The following is a 21,613-nucleotide window of genomic DNA, read 5'->3' as shown; positions in this document are numbered from 1 at the left end:
ACCTTGACTACGCTGGCGCTATGGCTCCGGAGGCGCAGAACGTGCAGATCGACGGCCGCCGCCTGCGCATCACCAACCTCGACAAGGTCGTCTACCCCGAGACCGGCACGACCAAGGGCGAGATCATCGCCTACTACACGGCGATCGCGCCCCACATCCTCCCCCTCCTCGAGGGTCGCCCGGTCACCCGCAAGCGCTGGGTCGAGGGAGTCGGAACAGCGGAGCGTCCCGCCGATTCCTTCTTCACGAAACAGCTCGAGCCCGGAGCGCCCAGCTGGATCCCGCGGCACGAGATCCGTCACTCCGACGGCCCGAAGGAGTATCCGCTCGTCGACGATGTGCCGACTCTCGTCTGGCTCGCCCAGGTCGCCGCGATCGAGCTGCACGTGCCGCAGTGGCGCTTCGCATCGGACGGCCTGCCGGGCAACCCCGACCGCCTCGTGCTCGACCTGGACCCCGGCCCCGGCGTCGGTCTCCCCCAGTGCGCCGAGGTCGCGCGGATCGCCCGCGGTCTGCTCACCGACATCGGCCTCGATCCCGTTCCCGTCACCAGCGGCAGCAAGGGCATCCACCTGTATGCCGCTCTTCCCGGTCAGCAGACCAGCGACGAGATCTCGGCAGTCGTGAAGGAGGTCGCCCGGCTCATCGAGACCGAGCACCCCGACCTCGCCACCAGCACCATGGCCAAGGCCGCCCGCGACGGCAAGGTGTTTCTCGACTGGAGCCAGAACAACGGCAAGAAGACGACGATCTCGCCGTACTCGATGCGCGGCCGAGCACAGCCCTGGGTGGCCGCGCCGCGCACCTGGGATGAACTCGACGACCCCGACCTGGCGCAACTCGACTTCGCGACGGTGCTGGAGCGCGCGGAATCGGGGATCGATCCGATCGCACCGCTGCGCACAGAACACGCACCGCGAGTGCGGACGACGAGCCCCGCAGCATCCGATGAGGACGCCGCCTCCGCGAAGCCCCCAGGATCTGGGCGACACCGCCCGCGGATCTCCGGCGCGGCGAGTGCCCCGGCATCCTCGGCCCCGGCATCCATGTCCCCGATGCTCGCCGAGAACGGCACGCCCGCGATCGCCCGCGGGCTCAGCTCGCCCTCCTGGGTCGAGGTGAAGTGGGACGGCATCCGCGCGATCGGCACCTGGACGGACGGACGGATGCTGCTGCATGCCCGCAGCGGCACGGACATCACCGCCCGCTACCCCGAGCTCACCGCGGACGGTGCGCCCTTCCTTCCGGTCCGCGACGCGATCGTCGACGGGGAGATCGTCGCGTTCGACTCGCACAGCAGGCCGAGCTTCTCGCTGCTGCAGAATCGGATGCACCTCACGCGGCCCCGCGAGATCGAACGCGAAGTCGTTCGCACCCCGATCATCTACATGGTCTTCGACCTGCTGCGCCTCGACGGGCACGACCTCAGCTCGATGCCGCTGTCACAGCGGCGCACTCTGCTCGAAGAGGTGGTCTCGGATCTGGAGGCCCCTGTGCAGGTGCCGCCCGTGTTCGACGACGTGGACGCCGCGCTGGCAGCGAGCGAGGAGTTCGGGCTCGAGGGCGTGGTCGTGAAGGACCCCGCGTCCCGCTATCGCGCAGGGCAACGCTCCCCCGCCTGGCTCAAACTCAAGCTCACCCGGATGCAGGAGGTCGTGATCGTCGGCATCCGTCCTGGCAGGGGTGACCGCGAGGGCACGTTCGGGTCACTGCTGCTCGCCGTACCCGACGAGGGACGGCTGCGCTACGTCGGACGCGTCGGCACCGGCTTCACCGACCGGATGCTGCGCGACCTGCTCGCCCGACTCGCGCCGCTGCGCGTCGAATCAGCACCTTTGGCCGGGGTCCCCGCTCTCGACGCCTCGGACGCACTCTGGGTGGAGCCCGAATTGGTCGGCGAGGTCGAGTTCGCCAACTGGACCCCCGACGGGGTCCTCCGTCACTCCCGCTGGCGAGGCCTCCGCCCCGACAAATCCCCAGACGAGGTCGTGGTCGAGAGCTGACCGATCACGCGTGATGCGGTTCACAGTCCGACTGCTCGGCGGGTTCGATCTGGAAGGTCGAATGCTCCACGTCGAAGTGGTGCGCGAGACACGACTGCAGGTCGCTCAGCAGCTTCGCGGATCGCCCGTCGGCGAGGAGCGCCGGTTCGACGCTGACGTGCGCGCTGAACACCGGAGCACCGCGGGTCAGCTGCCACACGTGCACGTCGTGCACTCCGACGACTCCGTCGTAGTCGAGCAGGTGCTGGCGGATGTCGCTGACCGCTGTGCCCTCCGGAGCGGATTCGGAGAGCACAGAGAACACCTCGCGCAGCAGCGCGATCGCGCGCGGGATGATCAGCACGGCGATCATGATCGATGCGAGCGCGTCTGCCGGCATCCATCCCGTCGTCACGATCACGATCGCGGCGATGATCACCATCGCCGAGCCGATCAGGTCGCCCATCACCTCGAGGTATGCACCGCGGACGTTGATGCTGGTGCGCTGGGCGCGGCTCAGCAGCCACATCGAGATCGCGTTGGCGACGAGGCCCACGATCGCGACGATGAGCATCAGCCCTCCGGCGACCTCGGTCTCGCCCGGGTCGATCAGACGGCCGACGGCCTCGATGCCGACCCACCCGGCGAGCAGGATCAGGATGATGGCGTTGATCAGCGCACCGAACACTTCGGCGCGCTGATACCCGAAAGTGCGGCGGTCGTCGGCCGGACGCGCGGCGACGGCTGCGGCGATCAGCGCGATCACGAGCGCCGACGCGTCGGTGAACATGTGGGCTGCATCCGCCAGCAGCGCGAGCGAGCCGGTCAGAATCGCACCCACGACCTGCACGACCATGATGGTCGCGGTCAGGCTCAGCGAGATCGCCAGAAGACGGCGATGACTCGCAGAGCGGATGCCGCCGGCAGCGGGCGCATGATCGTGCATGCTTCCAGGCTAGACCGGCGATCGTGCCGTTCGGCGGGTCTGCGCGCAGTCGGGAATGGTGATGATTCTCAGTAGCCGCGCCCTCAGCGCAGTCGGGTGTACTCGAGCACGACGCAGCCGTTGTCGAAGGAGCGCATCTGATCGAGGCCGAACTGGACCGGAGCGAAGGGATGCCTCGTCATCGGGATACCGGACCCGGCGATCGTCGGATACTTCTTGACGATCAGGCGATCGATCTCGTCGAGGAGCACGCCGGCGAGCACGGCCCCGCCGGCCAGGTAGATGCCGAGACCGGGCTCCGCCTTGAGCTCGCGCACCCGCGCGACGGGATCCGTGTGGACGATCTCGACGTTCGGCTCGTCCGGATCGGCCTGCGTGGTGCTGAAGACGATCGTGCGCAGCTGCGAGTACGGATCGGTGATGCCGGCCTGCAGTGCGGGCTCGTAAGTGCGACGCCCCATCACGACGGTGTCGAATCGGGTGAGCGGCTCGTCGACTCCGCCGCGGTCGGCGCGGACGAATGCGGGCTGGATGTCGGCGAGTTCGGTTCCCATCATCTCGGCGAACGCCGGGGTCACGGGATAGAAGTCGACCTCGTCTGCGGGCCCCGCGATGAACCCGTCGAGGGTCACGCCGATGTAGTAGGTGAGTTCTCGCATGTCGACACAGTAACCACTACGCATGAAGTACGTCAAGCGTAGTGGTTCCATCTCGGTGGGCTAGAGACCGGCGAGCAACGGCACCAGTTCTGCGAACGCACGGGCGCGATGCGACTGCGCCTGCTTCTCCGCGGCAGTGAAATCTCCCACGGTGCGCTCGGCTCCCTCCGGCTGGCCGTCCGGGATGAAGATCGGGTCGTAGCCGAACCCGCCTCCGCCGGATGCCTCGGAAGCCAGGCGACCCGGCCAGTTCCCGACGACCACATGCTCGGCGCCCCCCGGCGTCACCAACGCGATGGTCGAGTTGAAGTGGGCGGCGCGGTGTGGATCCGCGATGTCACGCAGCTGGTCGAGCAGCAGCTCGAGGTTGGCCGCAGCATCCTTCTTCTGCCCTGCCCAATAGGCGGAGAACACCCCCGGCGACCCGCCGAGCACGTCGACGCAGATGCCTGAGTCGTCGGCGAGGGCCGCGAGCCCCGTGTGCAGCGATGCAGCACGCGCCTTGATGAGCGCATTCGCAGCGAACGTCACGCCGTCCTCGACCGGCTCCGGGCCGTCGTAACCGACGACCTCGAGATCGGGACGCGTGGACGCGACGATCTGCTGGAACTCCGCGATCTTATGCGGGTTGTGCGTGGCGAGAACGACCTTCATCAGCCCGCGAGTGCCTTCAGCTGCTGGTCCTTCAGGTCGGCGCAGCCCGCGACGCCCAGCTCGAGAAGCGCATCGAGCTCGCGCTTGTCGAACGGCGCGCCCTCGGCGGTGCCCTGCACCTCGACGAACAGGCCCCGACCGGTCACGACGATGTTCATGTCGGTCTCGGCGCGGACGTCCTCGACATATGCGAGATCGAGCATGGGTTCGCCGTCGATGATCCCGACCGAGACGGCGGCGACCGAGTCGAGCAGCGGGGTCGAGTTCTTGCCGATGAACTTCTTCTCGCGACCCCATTCGATCGCATCGGCCAGAGCCACGTAGGCACCCGTGATCGCGGCGGTGCGTGTGCCTCCGTCGGCCTGCAGCACGTCGCAGTCGATCACGATCGTGTTCTCGCCGAGAGCCTTGGTGTCGACGACCGCACGCAGCGCTCGGCCGATCAGGCGCGAGATCTCGTGCGTGCGTCCGCCGATGCGGCCCTTCACGCTCTCGCGGTCGTTGCGGCTGTTGGTCGCGCGGGGAAGCATCGAGTACTCGGCGGTCACCCATCCCTTGCCCTTGCCGGTGAGCCACCGGGGCACGCCGTTCGTGAACGATGCGGTGCACAGCACCTTGGTGCCGCCGAAGCTGATCAGAGCCGATCCCTCGGCGTGGCTGCTCCAGCCTCGCTCGATCGTGATCTCACGGAGCTGGTCGGTGGAGCGGCCGTCGGCGCGGACGATGCTGGTCATGGGAATCCTTCTGTGGAGGTGGAAGAAGCGGATGGATGCTGCGGAGGAGTCAGAGCCCTGCGGCCGACTCCGGAAGCGTGATGACACCGGTCTGCACGAGCTGCACGTCACGCACCTCCCGGCCCATCAGGCGGTTGGCGAGCGCGGTGAACTCGGTGGTCGAGTCGCCCGTCGCCTCGTAGACATACGACGCGGTGGCATCGGGCGACGCGAGAAGGTCGCCGCGAACCAGCTGACGGTAGACGTCGCCCGCGGTCTCGTCGTCACTGGAGACGAGCGTGACGCCCTCCCCCATCACATAGCTGATCGCGCCCCGGAGGAACGGGTAGTGCGTGCACCCGAGCACCAGGGTGTCCACATCTGCGTCGCGCAGCGGAGCAAGATACTCCTCGGCCGTGGCGAGGACCTCGGGCGTGCCGGTGATGCCGCCCTCGACGAACTCGACGAAGCGGGGGCACGCGGCAGTGAAGACCTCGAGACGCTCGTTCACCTCGAGCATGTCCTGGTAGGCGCGCGAGCCGATCGTCCCGACGGTGCCGATCACGCCCACCCGCCCGTTGCGCGTGGTCGACACGGCCCGACGGACCGCGGGGCCGATGACCTCGACGACCGGGACGTCATAACGCTCACGCGCATCACGCAGCATGGCCGCGGATGCCGTGTTGCAGGCGATCACGAGCATCTTGACGCCCTGATCGACCAGCGTGTCGAGCACCTCGAGGCTGTATCGCCGCACATCGGCGATCGGCTTCGGCCCGTAGGGAGAGTGCGCGGTATCGCCGATGTAGACGAACGATTCCCGGGGCAGCTGGGCTCGGATGGCCCGGGCCACCGTGAGTCCGCCGACACCGGAGTCGAAGATTCCGATCGGGGCGTCGTTCATGACTCACCAGCCTACCCGCGCGCATCCCCTGTCACGCTCAGCAACCCGAGCGGATGTCGTCACTAAGCTGAGCGCATGACGACGTCCACGGCGCTTCTGACCGATCGTTACGAACTTACGATGCTCGCCGCCGCGCTCCGCGACGGAACAGCCGCACGGCCGAGCGTGTTCGAGCTCTTCTCACGGCGGCTGTCAGGCGGACGCCGCTTCGGCGTGGTCGCCGGCACCGGACGTCTGCTCACGCTCCTTCGCGAGTTCCGCTTCGAAGACGACGAACTGCGTTTCCTGCGTGACAACGACGTGGTCGATGCCGACTCGCTGACCTACCTCGAGAACTACCGCTTCACGGGCTCCATCCGCGGTTACCGTGAGGGCGAGCTGTACTTCCCCGGCTCCCCCATCCTGACCGTCGAGGGATCCTTCGCCGACGCGGTCGTGCTCGAGACCCTCGCGCTCAGCGTGCTGAACCACGACTCGGCGGTGGCGACCGCCGCTTCACGCATGAGCATCGCCGCGGGCGAGCGGCCGCTCGCCGAGATGGGATCGCGCCGAGCGGCCGAGCAGTCCGCCGTCGCTGCAGCCCGCGCCGCATACATCGCCGGTTTCCGTGCGACGAGCAACCTCGAGGCCGGCCGTCGGTGGGGCATCCCGACCATGGGAACGGCCGCGCACTCGTGGACGCTTCTGCACGAGACCGAGGAGGAGGCCTTCCGCTCGCAGATCGACAGCCTCGGAACCGGCACGACGCTGCTGGTCGACACCTATGACATCCGTACAGGAGTCGAGACGGCCGTCCGCGTCGCCGGCACCGGTCTCGGCGGCGTGCGCATCGACTCCGGCGACCTGCCGATCGTGGCAGCAGAGGTGCGGGCTCAGCTCGACGAGCTCGGCGCGATGAGCACGCGTATCACGGTCACGAGCGACCTCGACGAATACGCCATCGCGGCGCTCGCGGCATCACCGGTCGACGCGTACGGCGTGGGCACGTCGGTCGTCACCGGATCCGGATACCCCACCGCGAGCATGGTCTACAAGCTCGTCGCCCGGCAGGACCCGACGGGAGCCTGGATCGGCGTGGCGAAGGCCTCGACCGACAAGGCGTCGCACGGAGGCCGCAAGGCAGCCTTCCGCACACTCGTCGACGGTGTGGCCGAGTCCGAGACCGTCGTGGTCTCGGACGGCTTCGAGCAGCTGGACACCCCTGCGGAGCACCCGGAGGGTCGCGCACTGCAGACCACGTTCGTCGAGGCCGGAGACATCGACACCGCGTTCGAAGGGCCGGAGGGCACAGCATCCGCTCGGTCGCATCATCTGCGCGTGCGTGAGGAGCTTCCGGTCCGAGCCCTCGCCCTGAGCAAGTCAGACCCTGCCATCCCGACCGTCTTCGTCGACGCGAGCTGATCCGACGCTGAACCCGCGCGGTTCAGCTGATCATCGACTCGTAGATCTCCTTGCACGTGGGGCAGATCGGGAACTTCTCCGGGTCGCGACCCGGGGTCCACTTCTTGCCGCACAGTGCACGCACCGGCTTGCCGGTGATGGCGGACTCGAGGATCTTGTCCTTCTTGACGTAATGCGAGAAGCGCTCGTGGTCGCCCGGCTCGAGATTCTCCTCCCGGAGGAGCTCTTCCAGTTCGCGATCAAGCGTTGCCACGCCGCCCTGATCGGGGCTGTCCAGCGGAGTACTCATGCCGAGAGTCTAGCCGTGCACAGCCCACGGTGGGCGGCTGTCACGCGGTCTCGACGAACTCCATCAGACGCTCGCCCCCGCGTTCGAAGATCCGACCACCGACGCTCACGCCGACGGCGAGCATGACCAGCCCCGTGGCGATCCCGGCCCAGAACGTCGCCGGGGCGAACTGCGAGCCTTCGAGCATCGTGAGCACGAGCAGCCAGATCGTCGGGATGCTCACCACGATGGCGCCCAGGAACGCCGCGGCCGGGCCGTAGGCTCCGCGCGACGTCGGACGCTGCGGCTGCTGGAACGGGCTGTCGCCCGGACGGGACACCGCATAAGGCGCGATCACCGACACGATGCTCGAGAACCCGAGCGCCGACAGCAGCAGACTGGCCCCGAGTCCTGTGAGCGGGAGCAGCAGACGCCAGTCGTCGATCCACAACAGCGTCAGCGGCACGGAGATCGCCAGCACGGGCACGGCCACGAGCACGACCGGAACCAGTCGGCCCAGGCGATCGGGGATGCCGCGCACGCCGCTCGCTACGTGGGTCCACAGCGCCGTCGAATCGTAGGCGACGTCGTTGTGCGGGAGCCAGCCGAAGAACAGCGCCATCACCGGGACCGGGACGAGCGCTGCGATCTCGAGCGGCACGCCTGCGACGAGGAGCGGGAGCACCGTGAGCACTCCGGCGACAGGGACCACGATCAGGTTCATGATGTACCGACGGTCGCGCAGCCAGTAGACGAGGCTCCGCGACGCGATCGCGCCGAAGGCGTTCGACGGGAGCAGACCGAACCAGCCGAGTCCGGATCGCTCGCGTGACGTGACGGGTCGCTCCGTGGTCGTCAGGAGTCGGCGCACGAGCCAGGTCCACAGCGCCCAGAGGATCAGAGCCGTCGCGAAAGCCACGACGCCGCTGACCCAGGCGCCGGTGGTGTCGTCGGTCGCGAAGGAGAAGAGGAAGCGCGACGACGCCGCGAAGGGTGTGACTCCGACGGCTGCCGCGAGAGTGCCGACTGCTGCGGGCACCTCCCCGTCCCATTTCAGGGAGGCCAGGAAGACGGCCACCGGGAAGGCGATCACGATCACGGCCAGCGCGAAGAGCGCGGTGAGCTCACGCGATCGACGCTCGGGCAGGACGAGTGCGTTGACGGCCATTCCGACCCGCGCCGCCAGGATCGTCGACACGAGACTGATGAAGCTCATCAGCACTGCGAGGAGCCACGGAGCGCCCAGCCTGATCGCGACGATGCAGACGCTGATGTTCACCGCGAGCAGCGCCAGGCTCGGCACGCTGATGAACGAGGCGAGGGCCAGGATCCACGGCATCTGCCGCTCGTCGACGCCGAACACGGCGAAGCGCCGGGGGTCGAGCTGATCGACGGCGCCCACGAGGATCGGGCCGACCAGGAATCCCAGCAGCAGTGCGGCGCTGCCGAGCACGATGACGGTGCGTGCGACGGCGACAGGCGCGTCGTCGAGGCTCAGGACCGCGGCGCAGACCACGGCCGTGAGGATGACGATCACCGCGAGCATGACCAGGGTGCGCACCCGACGTTCGCCGCGGAGCGATCCGATCAGGAGCGCCGCCCTCAGTCGGAGAACGTGTGCAGCCACTCGAGACCCTCCACCTCGCTGATGCCGCCGGAGAGCTCGACGAATCGCGCCTCGAGCGTCTGCCCTGCGCGGACGTCGTCGATCGTTCCCTCGGCGAGGACCTCTCCTCCGACGATGATCGCCACCCGCGAGCAGACGCGCGCGACGAGATCCATGCCGTGGCTGGAGAGGATGACCGTCCCGCCGTGGTCGACGTATGCGCGCAGGATGTCGAGGATGACCGCGGACGACACCGGATCGACCGCTTCGAACGGCTCGTCGAGCACCAGGACGCGTGGCGAGTGGATCATCGCACCCGCGAGCATGATCTTCTTTGTCATGCCTGCCGAGTAGTCGGAGACCACGCGGTTCAGCGCCTCGCCGAGGTCGAAGGCACGAGCGAGGTCGCCGACGCGCTTCTCGATGACGTTGGAGGCGAGACCTCGCAGCAGGCCGTAGTAGTAGAGGAGCTGCCGACCGGTGAGGCGATCGAACGTGCGCAGCCGATCAGGCAGCACACCCATCATCCGCTTCGCCGCGAGCGGCTTGGCCGCCTGGTCGATGCCGCAGATCACGACGTTCCCCTCATCGGCACGCAGCAGCCCCGCCACGATCGAGAGCGTCGTCGTCTTGCCCGCTCCGTTGGGTCCGACGATTCCGTAGAACGACCCGGCGGGCACGGTCAGATCGATGCCGTTGACCGCCGTATGGTCGCCGAAGGTCTTCACCAGGCCGCGGATCCGGATCGCCTCGGAGGCGGAGGCCGCCTCGACACCGCTGACGGCTTCTTCCGTCGCATCCGCGTCGGAGACGGCGTCGTCGACCTCGGTCACGGAACTCTCGTCTGCGGGTTCGCCGGCTGCGGCGTCTTCGTCGACCTCGACGACGTCGGCGGTCGCACCGTCGAGCGGAGCGGCGTCAGCCGTCGCGGGCTCGATCGACGGCGAATCGACGTCGGCGATGCGGGGCTCCTCGATCACGGACGACACGTCCTCTGCGTCTTCCGCAACAGGGGCCGCCGCATCAGGAACAGCAGCTGTCGCCTCTGCGACCTTCGCCTCAGCCTCAGCTTTCGCCTCAGCCGCGGCCCTCGCCTGCGCAGCCGCCTCAGCCTCGGCGGCGCTCGCTTCTGCCGCTGCCTGCGCCGCCTGAGCCTCCGCGGCCTTCGCGTCCTCAGCTTCAGCCTCAGCGGCCTTCGCGTCCTCAACTTCAGCCTCAGCGGCCTTCGCGTCCTCAACTTCAGCCTCAGCGGCCTTCGCGTCCTCAACTTCAGCCTCAGCGGCCTTCGCCGCCGCGGCCTTGGCCGCAGCCGTCTTCGCGGCGGCGGTCTTCGCGGCCACCGTCCTGGCCGAAGCCGTCTTCGCGGCAGACGTACGAGCGGTGGACTTCGCCGCAGCACTCTTCTCGGCCGCAGCCTTCGCGGCAGCAGTCTTCGCGGCCGTCGTCTTCGCGGCCGTCGTCTTCGCGGCCGTCGTCTTCGCGGCCGTCGTCTTAGCGGCCGTCGTCTTCGCTGCCGTCGTCTTCGCGGCGGCAGCCGTCGAGGGTGCCGCCTTCGCCGTCGTGCTCTTCGCGGCGCTCGGCCTCACCGTCGCCGATCGCGCCGCGGTCGTCTTCGCGGCAGCACCGCGAGCGCTCGTCGGGCGGGCCGAGTTCTTCGCCGCGGCCGTGCGAGCCGTGGCCGATGCGGTCTTCTTCGGCGCGGTCGAACGCGACGCCGAAGCATCAGCGCTCCTATCGATCTTCATCGCGGGCTCCGCCACCACCTCGATCGTCGCGGCAGCCTTGTCTGCGGCTGACTTCGCGGGAGTTCGCGCGCCCGTCTTCTTCTTGGCGGGCGTCTTCCGAGCCGGCGTCTTCTCGGCGCTCGAGGGCGCGGCGTCGGCCACCTGATCGGTGCGGTCGTCGGGGGAAGCAGTCACCGTCCTACGGTATCAACGGGTGCCCACTTTCTTAGGGTCGCCGCAACAATTGGCCCCGGAATCACAGATCGGACCGCGCATGGCGCCGATCTGGACGAATCTGAGTGTTGGGTGTGTACTGGATCACGAATTGGCAACAGGGGCGACAACCCCCGGGGGTTCCCAGGCTTGATCGCTAGCATGACTCTCGGCACGACGAAGTGTCTGGTCGGTGAACCGACCGTGAACACATACTTCCTTTAGGAGCACTCGTGACTCTTCAGACCGTCATCCTCGCAGCAGGAATGGGCTCACGCCTGGGCCGCGCGCTGCCGAAGCCGCTCACCGAGCTCAGCGACGGCCGCACGATCATGCGTCAGCAGCACGACAACATCCGCGCGGCCTTCGGCACCGACGCCCGCATCACCTCCGTCGTCGGCTACCGCGCCGAGACGATCATCGAGGCCTTCCCGAACGTCAACTACGTGCACAATGAGCGCTACGACGAGACGAACACGTCGAAGAGCCTGCTGCGGGCACTGGGCGCCACCGGCAGGGCCGGCGTCCTGTGGATGAACGGCGATGTCGTCTTCGATCCGATGATCCTGGGCCGCGCAGCGGCTTACATCGAGCGCGATCAGTCGTTCGTCACGGTCAACACCTCGAAGGTCAGCGACGAAGAGGTGAAGTACACGGTCACCGCCGAGGGCTTCATCAACGAGCTCTCCAAGACCGTCAAGGGCGGACTCGGCGAGGCCGTGGGAATCAACTACATCTCGTCCGCGAACAAGAAGGCGTTCATGCGCCAGCTGCAGCGCGTCGAGGACCAGGACTACTTCGAGCGCGGTCTCGAGCTCGCGATCGCCGAGGACGGCCTCCTGCTCGAGCCGATGGACGTCTCCGACCTCTACGCGGTCGAGGTCGACTTCGCTGAAGACCTCGAGCGGGCGAACCTGTTCGTCTGATCGCGTTCCACGAAAGCCCGGCCCCGTCAAGGGCGCCGGGCTTTCGGCGTTTTCGCGGCCTGTGTTCCTAGGATCGATCCATGGCCCCCAAGGTGCACAAGATCCACTCCCTCCCCGACGACTCCCCGTGGGACCGGGGTGTGCCGCCGGTGGGCTCCACCGAGCACCCGTTCATGGTGCGGGGCCTGGATCGCGTCCTCGCAATCCAACGTCCGCTCGTGCTCGCGCACATCCGCAGCATCCGTCTGCGCAATCCCCACGCGTCGCCCGAGCAGATCATCCGCATCCTCGAACGTCGCTACCTGGCCGCGGTGACCACGGGTGGCGCAGCCGTCGGCGCGACGGCTGTGGTCCCCGGGATCGGCACTGGCATCACGCTCGCGCTCTCGGGCGTCGAGACCGTCGGCTTCGTCGAGTCGACAGCCCTGTTCGCGCAATCCGTCGCCGAGGTGCACGGCATCGCCGTCTCGAACCCCGACAGAGCCAGAGCTCTCGTGATGACGCTGATGCTCGGCAAGGAGGGAGTCGCCCTCGTCGGTCAGCTCGCCGGGGAGGCCACGGGCAAGGGTGGCAGCCGATCGACGTACTGGGGCGAGATGGTGACGAAGTCGCTGCCCCGCGCCGCGGTCGGGCCGCTGGTGGACCGACTCAAGAGCATGTTCGTGAGGCAGTTCGCGGCCAAGGGCGGTGCCTCGTTCATCGGCAAGGCACTGCCGTTCGGCGTCGGCGCCGCGGTGGGCGGGGCCGGCAACCACATCCTCGGACGCCGCGTGCTCACGACCTCGCACCGCGCGTTCGGCGCCGCTCCGATGGATCTGCCGCTCGACCTCGAGCCTGTCGACGGTGCCGAGAAGCTCGAACTGAGGATGCTGCACGGCGCGCAGTTCGTCGGCGGGGCGGTCGCGGGCGCTGCCGGTTCCGCCGTGCGGGGTGTCGGCTGGGCGGGTCGGAAGATCGCATCGGTGGGCCGAGGCCGCCGGAGCGGCGCGGCCGAGATCGAAGGCGGCATGGACGAGCAGTCGGGAACCCACGACCTGTCGGGCGAGCTCGGCGCGGGCGCGGATCCGACTCGAAGCGACTGACTCCGTGAGAACCGCCCGACCCGAGAGAGCCGCCAAAGGATCCGGCGACCCGTTGTAGCGAGCATCCAACGGACGGGGCCGAGCCGACGATAGGGTGGAATCCGTGACGGACAAGCCCGAACTCTCGACCACCGCCGGCAGGATCGCAGACCTCCGCGCTCGCTACAACGAAGCCGTTGTCGACGCTGAGAAGGTCGCGCACGACAAGCAGCACGCCAAGGGCAAGATGACCGCCCGCGAGCGCATCGAGCTGCTCGTCGATCCAGGGAGCTTCGTCGAGTTCGACGAATACGTGCGCCACCGCACGACGGCATTCGGGATGGACAAGAACCGCCCGTACGGCGACTCGGTCGTCACGGGCGTCGGTACGATCCACGGAAGAACGGTCGCGGTCTACTCGCAGGACTTCACCACGTTCGGCGGCTCGCTCGGCGAGGTGTCCGGCGACAAGATCATCAAGATCATGGAGTTCGCCCTCTCGGGCGGCATGCCGATCATCGGCATCCTCGACTCGGGCGGCGCGCGAATCCAGGAGGGTGTGCTCGCGCTCAGCAAGTACGGCGAGATCTTCCGCCTGAACACCCGCTCGTCCGGCGTGATCCCGCAGATCTCGATCATCATGGGCCCGGCTGCCGGTGGTGCCGTCTACGGCCCGGCATTGACCGACTTCGTGATCATGGTCGACAAGACCAGCCAGATGTTCGTGACCGGCCCGGACGTCATCAAGACGGTCACCGGCGAGGACGTGGGCATGGAGGAGCTCGGAGGAGCCCTCACGCACAACACCCGCTCCGGCGTCGCGCACTACCTCGCCGAAGACGAAGATGATGCGATCGACTACGCACGCACGCTTCTCGGCTTCCTGCCCGACAACAACATGGCGGAGATCCCCGGCTACGAGAGCGGCTTCGAGTGGGAGACCACGGATGCCGACCGCACGCTGAACACGATCATCCCGGACTCCCCCAATCAGCCGTACGACATCCACACGGTCATCGAGCACGTCGTCGATGCCGGGGACTTCATCGAGGTCCAGCCGCTCTTCGCCCCGAACATCGTGATCGGCTTCGGCCGCGTCGAAGGCCGCTCGGTCGGCATCATCGCCAACCAGCCGTCGCAGATGGCCGGAACTCTCAACATCGAGGCCGGCGAGAAGGCCAGCCGGTTCGTACGCTTCTGCGATGCGTTCTCGATCCCGATCGTCACGCTCGTCGACGTGCCCGGTTACCTGCCGGGCACCGACCAGGAGTGGACCGGTGTGATCCGCCGCGGCGCGAAGCTCATCTACGCGTACGCAGAGGCGACGGTGCCGCTGGTCACCGTGATCCTCCGCAAGGCGTACGGCGGCGCGTACATCGTCATGGGCTCGAAGCAGCTCGGCGCCGATGTCAACCTCGCCTGGCCCACCGCCGAGATCGCTGTCATGGGTGGTCAGGGTGCGGTCAACATCCTCTACCGCGGTGAGATCAAGCGCGCCGAAGAGGCAGGCGAAGACGTCGCCGCCGTGCGTACCCGTCTCGCGAACGAGTACACGTACAGCGTGACCTCACCGTTCCTCGCCGCCGAGCGCGGCGAGATCGACGGCATCATCGAGCCGGCGAACACCCGCGTCTCCATCGCCAAGGCTCTCCGCGCCCTGCGTGGCAAGCGGGCGGAGCTGCCCCCCAAGAAGCACGGGAACATCCCGCTGTGAGCGTGCAGGACGCACCGGGATCGTCGGCGGAGGCAGAGCGCCCGCCGACGATCGAGATCACCCGCGGCTCCGCCACGGAAGAGGAACTCGCCGCGCTCATCGCGGTGGTCAGCGACGCGTACGCGCAGGAATCGGCGGATGCAGTCGCTGATGAGCCGCGCGTCTCGGCGTGGACTCGCACGCAGCGCCCGCTGCGCACCCCGCTCCGGCGCGACATCCCGTGGGGTCGCTTCTCGCGCTGAGCGCCCGTCGATGAGCGGACGACGGACGAGGTCTGCGAGGCCCGGAGCCCCCCAGCTCCCGGGCCACGCAGACGGTCTCCCCCGGTCGACGCGGGACCGTCGTCCCGGCTGTCGGATCACCCCAGTCGGCGCATCCCTTCGATAGTACATCGATTGGAATTATCGGCGTGGCTCCCAATCCGATATACCGGTATGGCAGTTGAGGGAGCGTTCAGTCCTCGAGGTAGAGGTCCGAGGCCCGGGGCGTGAGGACGGCGTCGAGGACCACGCAGGCCGCTCCGACGGCGGCCACGTCATCGCCCACCACAGTGCCGTCGACAGGGAGCACGTGAACCGCCCGCGTCGCGCTGCTCCGGTTCAGCGGCTCGGGGAGCTCGCGCAGGTACACCTCGGCCAGACGCCCCCAGAACGGCCCGCCCAACACGACACGGTCGACGTCCAGCACGTTCGTCAGCACCGAGATCAGGACCGCGAGGTGTCCTGCCGAACGGCGCAGCACGCCGAGCGCAGGCATGTCGCCGGCAGCGGCCCGTTCGCCCAGCAGCGTGAATCGCTCTTCGACCGCTCGCTCGTCGCTTGCCTGTCGATTGTCCTCGAACAGCCCCGCAGCCTCGGCCTGTTCGACGATCGCCTGAGGCGTGCACACCACTTCGACGCATCCGCGAGAGCCGCACGAGCACACCGGGCCCTCCGGATCGACCATGATGTGGCCGATCTCGCCGAAGTTGTGGGAACTGCCCGTGATGACCCCGCCCTCGCGCACGACGGACGCGCCGAGCCCCGTGCCGAGGTAGATGAACAGGTACGAGCCCTCGGTGTCATCGCTGCCCGTCCAGAGCTCGCCCACCGCGGCGGCAGTCGTGTCCTTCTCGAGAGTGACGTCGAACCCGGTCGCCTCTGCGAGCACGGAGCGCAGCGGCACACGATGCCACCCGTGCAGCTTCGGCGGATCGATCACGGTTCCCTTCCGCGCATCGAGCGGGCCCGGAGCCGCGACCCCGACACCTGCGACGAGGGCGCGGTCGACACCGGCCTCGTCGACGAGCACATCGATCGTCTGAGCGATGGCCTCGACGATGCGTCGCGGATCCTTGTCCGGCGTCCGGATGACATGCCGGTGGACCACGGCGCCCGACATGTCCAGCAGCACGAACGTGATCACGGCCGGGTCGAGATGGACACCCACCGAGAAGCGGCTCTCCGCCACCAGGCGGAGTGTGACACGGGGCTTTCCCGGTCCGTTGATGGTCCGCCCCGCTTCGGCGATGAATCCCTCATCGAGCAGGCGGCGGGTGATGTTCGTGATCGTCTGCGCCGAGAGCCCGGTCGCCTCGACGAGCTCGATACGGCTGAGCCCCACGACCGAGCGGCGGATGGCCTCGAGGATCACCGACTGGTTGAAGTCACCCATTCGGGGGAGGTTGGTTCCTCGGCGCATTCCCATGCCCCATCTTCTCGCATGGGGGCCATCCCCCCCCAAAATACCTACAGACAACGATTTGAATAACCGTGAGACTGAGTAAGACGCTTCGCGTTCGGCTGGTCTCTCTGTCCCAGGGTAGATAGACGCAGACCGGCCACCAGCGGATGGTTTTCGGGTAACTGTCCGCATGGCGAGGGGCTGGCGGATTCGCCGCCCCTCGCCCACTCTGTCTGACCTCGACTCTGACCCCCTCCCCCGGCCAGAGCCGAGGGCAGGGCCCGCCGCTCAGTGCTCGGGCACCCCGCGGGGGATCTCGTGGAAGACGTCCACGGCGTCATCGTCGCTCTGGCCGCCGGCACCGGCCCGTCCGACCACCGTCACCGCCGTCACCGGGTCCCGTGCGGCACGGATGATCCAACGCTCCGCATCGGCCTCGCGCAGCACCCTCGCCAGCTCGTCGCGGATCGCTGCTCGTCGCCCCTCGTCGACATCATCCAGACCGCCCTCGTCGAAGACGGTCACGACGGCGCCGCGCCGCCTGGCATCCTCGATCGCATCCCGCACCGCATCATTGAGCAGATCGGCACCGCGCAGCTCGTCGCGGAGCCGCCCCTCGGCGAGCCGCGCCTCGAGCCGTTCGCCGGCATCGAGTGCACCACGGGAGGCGACCGCACGACTGAGCACGGGGCCGGCGACGGCGAGCGCGAACTGAGTGCGCAGTCGCCGCTCCTTCTGCCGCACCTGCTGGGTCGCGTGCCACGCGGACACCGCCTGTTGGATGCCGGCGAGTCGCTCCGTATCACGCACCGCCCGATCCCAGAACATCACCAGCAGGTGCGCCACAGCGACCCACATGAAGGATCCGACGAGGCCGAGCGACAACGCCACGAAGAACCCCAGGAACGCCGACGAGGCGATCACGAGGATCAGGACGACGAGCCATCCGATCACGAATCGGCGACGCACGATGCACACGATTCCCATCAGCCCGAGAGCACCGATGTACCAGGTGGCGAACGGCGCGGTCAGAGTCAGAGGATCGAGCGACAACGTCACGAGGATCGGAATCAGCACGCTGGAGACCAGCGTGACGAGTGCGACCCACAGAGGCATCCGGACCGAGGTGGCCGAATCCCACAGGATCGCCGCGTTCACTACCACTAGGTAGAGACCGATCGCCGCCACCATCAGCAGGGGTCCGGTGGGCTGCTCGATCCACCAGACGCCTCTGGCGGCGAAGTACATCGCGAATCCGACCGCGAGTGAGGTCGCGACGCTGCGAACAGTCCGGTTCATGGCTGCTCCCAACCGAGCGTCACGGTGGTGCCGCACTCGCTCGAATCGATCTCTGCCGTACCGGCGACTCCGGCCATACGCGCGAGGATCGAGGCGCTGATACCCAGTCGGTCGGCGCCGATGGCACTCATGTCGAACCCGGGACCGGTGTCGGTGATCGTCACGCTGATCCCCTCGTCGCCCTTCCCCTCCGCGAGGATGTGCAGACCCCGTCCGTTCGCGTGCGTCACGGCATTGCCGAGAGCCTGCCGGGCGGCGAGCACGAGGGCCCGCGCGGCGCGGCCGGGGATCAGTCCGATCCCTCCGCGCTCCTCGACGATGGCATCCGCTCCGAGCTCGGAGAGCGCCCGGCGCAGCTCGACGACGATCTGCGCTGCTCCGACCGGCTCGTCACTTCCCTCCTGCGCCACCGCGGCCTCGGTGTTCGCGAGTCGGGTGAGGGCCTCGCGCGCCATGCCGACGGCGAGGTCCTGGGCGCGTTCGCCTTCAGCCCGCTCCGCGGCGATGAGGGCGGCGAGGACGCTATCGTGCATGAGCGCCGACATGGTCGCCCGCTCCTCCTCAGCGGCGGCAGCTGCTGCCGCTGCCGCATACGAGGCGACGGCGTGTGCACGCGCTTCGTCGACACCGGCGGCGACGGATCGGAACATCCAGCCCAGCGAGATGATCACGATGCCGAGGATCAGCGTGAACGACACGTCGAACGCCGTGGTCACCCAGAAGTCTCGCGAGAACTCTCCCTCGACGAGCCGCACGTACCCGTAGACGAACGGAAGGCCCACCGCCCAGGCGAACTGCAGCCACAGCGGGAACGCGAGCATCGCGGCGACGACGCCGACATTGACGAGGAAGAAGATCCACGGCTGATCGGCGGCCTTTCCCACCGGGTCGACGAAACTCGGCCAGGCCCCCAAAGCCACGGTGTAGATGATCGCGAACGCACCCGATGCTGTGCGCACCCCTCGCCCGACGACGCAGGCGATCAGCATCACGACGAGCGGGATGAAGACCACCAGCAGCATCGCGATCCGCGCGCCGTCCGACCACGACATGGTCGTGATCCCGGCGATCAGCGCCTGGGCTCCGAGGATCGCCGATCCGATCGCGACGACCGTCGCGAGGATGCGCTCCATGCGCTTGCCCGTGAACCGCTCGAACTCGGTCTCCACACTGCCGGGAGAAGGGATCTTGCTCCAGGCATCTCGGATGCTGAGCGGATCAGTGGGCACTCGGAGCCCCGTCTGCGGCGACGATCCCGTCCTCCATCGCGCGGCGGAGAAGATCGACCTTCGTCGGCGCCGGACGCCCGACCTCGACGTACTTCACCCTGATCCGGGTGATGTTCTCCTTGGCGGTCGAGTATGCGACGCCGAGACGCTCGGCCACCGCCTTCAGCGGCAGACCCGCCGCGTACAGACGCAGCACGTCGCGTTCGCGCGAGGAGAGCTGGGCATCCGCGAAATCCCGGTCGCCGTCGACGGCACTCGCCCACTCGACGTTGTTGAGGGCCTCTCCGTCGGCGACGGTGCGGATGGCGTCGAGGACATCGTCGAGTGCCGAGGACTTGCTGACGACGCCGGCGGCACCCGCCGCGAGCGCCTCGCGTACGGCCGCCGGTCGGTCGGCGACGCTGTGGATCACGACGCTTGCGCCGTCGGTGACGAGAGACCTGACGTTCTCGGTGACCGTCGTGCCGTCGCCCAGCGTGAGATCGAGCACCACCACGTCCGCGGGCGGGGCTGAGGACGCGGACCGCCACTCGAGGTACGACACGACCGTGCTGCCGGAGAAGACGACCGTCTGCGCGCCGTCACGGGCGCACGCGGCCTCCAGACCGAGGCGGACGGATTCGTGATCGTCGATGAGTGCGACCCTGCTCATCCACCCAGCCTAGTGATTCTCGCGGGCGCGGATCCCCGTCAGCGCGTGAGCAGGGCGACGACCTCGAAATGATGAGAGTGCGGGAACAGATCGAAACCGCGGAGAGTCCCCACCTTCCACCCGCGCTCGCGGAAGGTGCCGAGGTCGCGCGCCAGCGCGACCGGATCGCAGGCGACGTAGGCGATCGCCTCGGGCGCGAGGGCGTCGAGCGCATCGACCACCGCACGTCCGGCACCGGCTCGGGGCGGATCCAGCACGACGGCGCCCGCGCTCGTGCCCGCCGGGATTCCCGCCAGGTAGCGGTCGACGCGTGCGGTGACGGCGCTGACGTCGAGCGGAGCGAGGTTCTGCTGGGCGTGTGCCGTCGCGCGCCTGCTGGATTCGACCGTGACGATGTCGGTGCCGCCGAGGTCCGCGAGCGACGCGGCGAAGAGTCCCACGCCTCCGTACAGGTCGAAGTGCTTCTTCTCGGGGTCGACATGGCCGTCGAGAATGCCGTACACGGCACCGTCGAGCACGGATGCGGCGCGCGGATGCACCTGCCAGAAGCCGCCGGCATCGACCTGGAACCGTCGATCGCCCACCTGCTCATAGACGACCTCGGGCGCGGGGCGTCGGCCCTGTCCTCGCGCGGGGCGCGCATCGAGGCGTTCACGACGGATGATCCGCACCTTGCCGTCACCGGGTTCGACCAGGTCGACGCTGCCTGCTTCGCCGCCGGCGAGCGCGAGCGCGGCCCTGGCGATCGACGGTCGCGCCAGCGGGTGCGAGCCGACGGGGATCACGCGGTGGCTGCGAGCGGCGTAGGGCCCGACCTGCCCCTCATCGTCGACGTGCAGCGTGACCCTGGTCCGCCATCCGGTGCCGTCGGAGGAGTCGACCGCCTCGATCTCGGGGGCCTCGAGACCCGCACCCGCGAACCGGTCGAGTGCCTCGGTCAGCACCTGGCGCTTCAGGACCCGCTGATGCACGAGGTCGATGTGCCCGAGGTCCGCGCCACCAGGGCGGTCTTCGGGTGCACGGGAGACGTCGGCCTCCGACCAGATGTGCGGGCGACGGTGCGGGGACGCCTCGAGGACCTCGACCGTCTCCGCGCGCCAGAAGCTCTTCGACTCATCCGTCGAGTTCTCGGTCAGCCGCGCACGCACCCGCTCTCCCGGGATCGCATCGGAGACGAAGACGACGCGTCCTTCGTGGCGGGCGATGAAGGTACCGCCGTGCGCGATGCCGGTGATGTCCAGATCGAGCAGGGCTGGGGAAGAAGTCATCCTTCGAGGATACGGTGGTGCACATGCGCGTCTGCCTCGCCTCCACTTCTCCCGCCCGTCTGATGCTGCTGCGGCAGGCCGGAATCGAGCCCCTCACTCAGTCGCCCGCCGTGGATGAGGACGCCGTGGCGGCCGTCGCCGCGGAATCCCGCGGCACTGACCTGCCCCCGCCGGAACTCGTGCTGCTCCTCGCCCGCGCGAAGGCCGCGGACGTCGCGCACAAGCTCGCCGCGGAGGGTCTCTTCGACGGCATCGTGATCGGCGGCGACTCGATGTTCGCGCTCGGAGGCCGCGTGTACGGCAAGCCCTACACGCCGGAGGAGGCCACCCGACGCTGGCACGAGATGCGCGGCGCCACCGGCATCCTGCACTCCGGCCATTCGGTGTTCCGAGTCTCCCCCGGTGTCGCCCCCGTCGAGGCCACCGCGACCGCCGAAGCGGCGGTGACGTTCGCCGACGACATCACGGATGCCGAGATCGCCGCCTACGTCGCATCGGGCGAGCCCCTGCACGTCGCGGGCGCGTTCACGGTCGACAGCCTGGGCGGAGCCTTCATCACCCGCGTCGACGGCGATCCGTCGACCGTCGTGGGCATGTCCCTGTCGACCGTGCGGCGCCTGGCCGCGGAACTGGGCGTCACCTGGACCGACCTCTGGTCGTAGGGTCTCGTCGACGTTTCTCCCTCTTTCTTGTGGAGAGTCGTCAAAGAGATCGACTACCTTCTCGCTAGGC

Annotated in this window: 21 protein-coding genes; 8 read left to right on the top strand and 13 right to left on the bottom strand. The window is 68.3% G+C overall.

Annotated features, from left to right (window positions below; translation table 11 throughout):
• Window positions 1–20 precede the first annotated feature (20 nt).
• Entirely contained in the window at window positions 21–2,003 is a 1,983-nt protein-coding gene (gene ligD, locus ACQ4LY_RS11840; RefSeq protein WP_431071731.1) for a non-homologous end-joining DNA ligase, read from the top strand.
• A 4-nt stretch (window positions 2,004–2,007) separates the two neighbouring features.
• On the opposite strand, the gene ACQ4LY_RS11835 is transcribed toward ligD, so the two are convergent.
• The 5 genes from ACQ4LY_RS11835 to murI form a co-directional block, all read right to left on the bottom strand.
• Window positions 2,008–2,928 (bottom strand): cation diffusion facilitator family transporter, encoded by a 921-nt coding sequence (locus ACQ4LY_RS11835; RefSeq protein ID WP_056312233.1) that lies wholly within the window; start codon window positions 2,926–2,928, stop codon window positions 2,008–2,010.
• Window positions 2,929–3,011: 83 nt separating this feature from the next.
• A complete protein-coding gene (locus tag ACQ4LY_RS11830; RefSeq protein WP_431071729.1) occupies window positions 3,012–3,587 on the bottom strand; it encodes a dihydrofolate reductase family protein in 576 nt (191 codons plus the stop codon).
• Between the two features lie 60 nt (window positions 3,588–3,647).
• Window positions 3,648–4,241 (bottom strand): RdgB/HAM1 family non-canonical purine NTP pyrophosphatase, encoded by a 594-nt coding sequence (rdgB, locus tag ACQ4LY_RS11825; protein ID WP_431071727.1) that lies wholly within the window; start codon window positions 4,239–4,241, stop codon window positions 3,648–3,650.
• The gene (gene rph / locus ACQ4LY_RS11820; RefSeq protein WP_056312237.1) at window positions 4,241–4,975 is read right to left on the bottom strand and encodes a ribonuclease PH; all 735 of its coding nucleotides are present in this window, start codon (window positions 4,973–4,975) and stop codon (window positions 4,241–4,243) included. Before rph ends, rdgB begins: the two co-directional genes overlap by 1 nt.
• A 49-nt stretch (window positions 4,976–5,024) precedes the next feature.
• Window positions 5,025–5,858 (bottom strand): glutamate racemase, encoded by an 834-nt coding sequence (gene murI / locus ACQ4LY_RS11815; RefSeq protein ID WP_431071725.1) that lies wholly within the window; start codon window positions 5,856–5,858, stop codon window positions 5,025–5,027.
• A 75-nt stretch (window positions 5,859–5,933) separates the two neighbouring features.
• Between murI and ACQ4LY_RS11810 the strand changes: the two genes are divergently transcribed.
• Window positions 5,934–7,259 carry a nicotinate phosphoribosyltransferase gene (locus ACQ4LY_RS11810; protein ID WP_431071723.1) on the top strand — a complete coding sequence of 442 codons (1,326 nt, stop codon included), beginning with the start codon at window positions 5,934–5,936 and terminating at the stop codon, window positions 7,257–7,259.
• A gap of 22 nt (window positions 7,260–7,281) precedes the next feature.
• On the opposite strand, the gene ACQ4LY_RS11805 is transcribed toward ACQ4LY_RS11810, so the two are convergent.
• The 3 genes from ACQ4LY_RS11805 to ACQ4LY_RS11795 are packed head-to-tail and all read right to left on the bottom strand — an operon-like array spanning window position 7,282 to window position 10,473.
• On the bottom strand, window positions 7,282–7,548 hold the full coding sequence (locus ACQ4LY_RS11805; RefSeq protein WP_046013003.1) for a DUF3039 domain-containing protein: 267 nt from the start codon (window positions 7,546–7,548) through the stop codon (window positions 7,282–7,284).
• 40 nt (window positions 7,549–7,588) lie between these two features.
• Entirely contained in the window at window positions 7,589–9,154 is a 1,566-nt protein-coding gene (locus ACQ4LY_RS11800; RefSeq protein ID WP_431071720.1) for a hypothetical protein, read from the bottom strand.
• Window positions 9,130–10,473 (bottom strand): ATP-binding cassette domain-containing protein, encoded by a 1,344-nt coding sequence (locus ACQ4LY_RS11795; RefSeq protein ID WP_431071718.1) that lies wholly within the window; start codon window positions 10,471–10,473, stop codon window positions 9,130–9,132. Before ACQ4LY_RS11795 ends, ACQ4LY_RS11800 begins: the two co-directional genes overlap by 25 nt.
• Between ACQ4LY_RS11795 and ACQ4LY_RS11790 the strand changes: the two genes are divergently transcribed.
• The 5 genes from ACQ4LY_RS11790 to ACQ4LY_RS11770 all read left to right on the top strand — a co-directional run bounded on the left by ACQ4LY_RS11790 (window position 10,433) and on the right by ACQ4LY_RS11770 (window position 15,013).
• Complete coding sequence (locus ACQ4LY_RS11790) at window positions 10,433–11,023, top strand: hypothetical protein (RefSeq protein ID WP_431071716.1); 591 nt, start codon at window positions 10,433–10,435, stop codon at window positions 11,021–11,023. The genes ACQ4LY_RS11795 and ACQ4LY_RS11790 overlap by 41 nt on opposite strands.
• A 280-nt stretch (window positions 11,024–11,303) precedes the next feature.
• Window positions 11,304–11,996: an NTP transferase domain-containing protein gene (locus tag ACQ4LY_RS11785; protein ID WP_431071714.1), complete on the top strand. Its 693-nt coding sequence runs from the start codon at window positions 11,304–11,306 to the stop codon at window positions 11,994–11,996.
• An 80-nt stretch (window positions 11,997–12,076) separates the two neighbouring features.
• Window positions 12,077–13,078 (top strand): hypothetical protein, encoded by a 1,002-nt coding sequence (locus ACQ4LY_RS11780; RefSeq protein WP_431071713.1) that lies wholly within the window; start codon window positions 12,077–12,079, stop codon window positions 13,076–13,078.
• Between the two features lie 103 nt (window positions 13,079–13,181).
• Window positions 13,182–14,771, top strand: coding sequence for an acyl-CoA carboxylase subunit beta (locus ACQ4LY_RS11775; RefSeq protein ID WP_396653427.1), 1,590 nt, complete (start codon window positions 13,182–13,184; stop codon window positions 14,769–14,771).
• A complete protein-coding gene (locus tag ACQ4LY_RS11770; protein WP_431071710.1) occupies window positions 14,768–15,013 on the top strand; it encodes an acyl-CoA carboxylase subunit epsilon in 246 nt (81 codons plus the stop codon). The genes ACQ4LY_RS11775 and ACQ4LY_RS11770 overlap by 4 nt, the downstream gene beginning before the upstream one ends.
• 211 nt (window positions 15,014–15,224) lie before the next feature.
• Here ACQ4LY_RS11770 and ACQ4LY_RS11765 read toward each other — a convergent pair whose 3' ends face one another.
• From ACQ4LY_RS11765 to ACQ4LY_RS11745, 5 genes are all read right to left on the bottom strand, one after another.
• The gene (locus ACQ4LY_RS11765) at window positions 15,225–16,424 is read right to left on the bottom strand and encodes an ROK family transcriptional regulator (RefSeq protein WP_431071706.1); all 1,200 of its coding nucleotides are present in this window, start codon (window positions 16,422–16,424) and stop codon (window positions 15,225–15,227) included.
• A 297-nt stretch (window positions 16,425–16,721) separates the two neighbouring features.
• Window positions 16,722–17,732 (bottom strand): hypothetical protein, encoded by a 1,011-nt coding sequence (locus ACQ4LY_RS11760; RefSeq protein WP_431071703.1) that lies wholly within the window; start codon window positions 17,730–17,732, stop codon window positions 16,722–16,724.
• Complete coding sequence (locus tag ACQ4LY_RS11755; RefSeq protein WP_431071700.1) at window positions 17,729–18,961, bottom strand: ATP-binding protein; 1,233 nt, start codon at window positions 18,959–18,961, stop codon at window positions 17,729–17,731. The genes ACQ4LY_RS11760 and ACQ4LY_RS11755 overlap by 4 nt, the downstream gene beginning before the upstream one ends.
• Window positions 18,951–19,613, bottom strand: coding sequence for a response regulator (locus ACQ4LY_RS11750; protein WP_431071697.1), 663 nt, complete (start codon window positions 19,611–19,613; stop codon window positions 18,951–18,953). Before ACQ4LY_RS11750 ends, ACQ4LY_RS11755 begins: the two co-directional genes overlap by 11 nt.
• Window positions 19,614–19,651: 38 nt before the next feature.
• The gene (locus tag ACQ4LY_RS11745) at window positions 19,652–20,881 is read right to left on the bottom strand and encodes a class I SAM-dependent RNA methyltransferase (protein WP_431071694.1); all 1,230 of its coding nucleotides are present in this window, start codon (window positions 20,879–20,881) and stop codon (window positions 19,652–19,654) included.
• Between the two features lie 23 nt (window positions 20,882–20,904).
• On the opposite strand from ACQ4LY_RS11745, the gene ACQ4LY_RS11740 reads away from it, so the two are divergent.
• Window positions 20,905–21,543 (top strand): Maf family protein, encoded by a 639-nt coding sequence (locus ACQ4LY_RS11740; RefSeq protein WP_431075678.1) that lies wholly within the window; start codon window positions 20,905–20,907, stop codon window positions 21,541–21,543.
• The last annotated feature ends 70 nt before the right edge of the window (window positions 21,544–21,613 follow it).

It is taken from the genome of Microbacterium phyllosphaerae (assembly GCF_050628115.1).
Lineage (GTDB): Bacteria > Actinomycetota > Actinomycetes > Actinomycetales > Microbacteriaceae > Microbacterium > Microbacterium phyllosphaerae_A.
The sequence above is the reverse complement of the archived record's forward strand: the minus strand, read 5'-3'. Positions and strand labels throughout refer to the sequence as shown.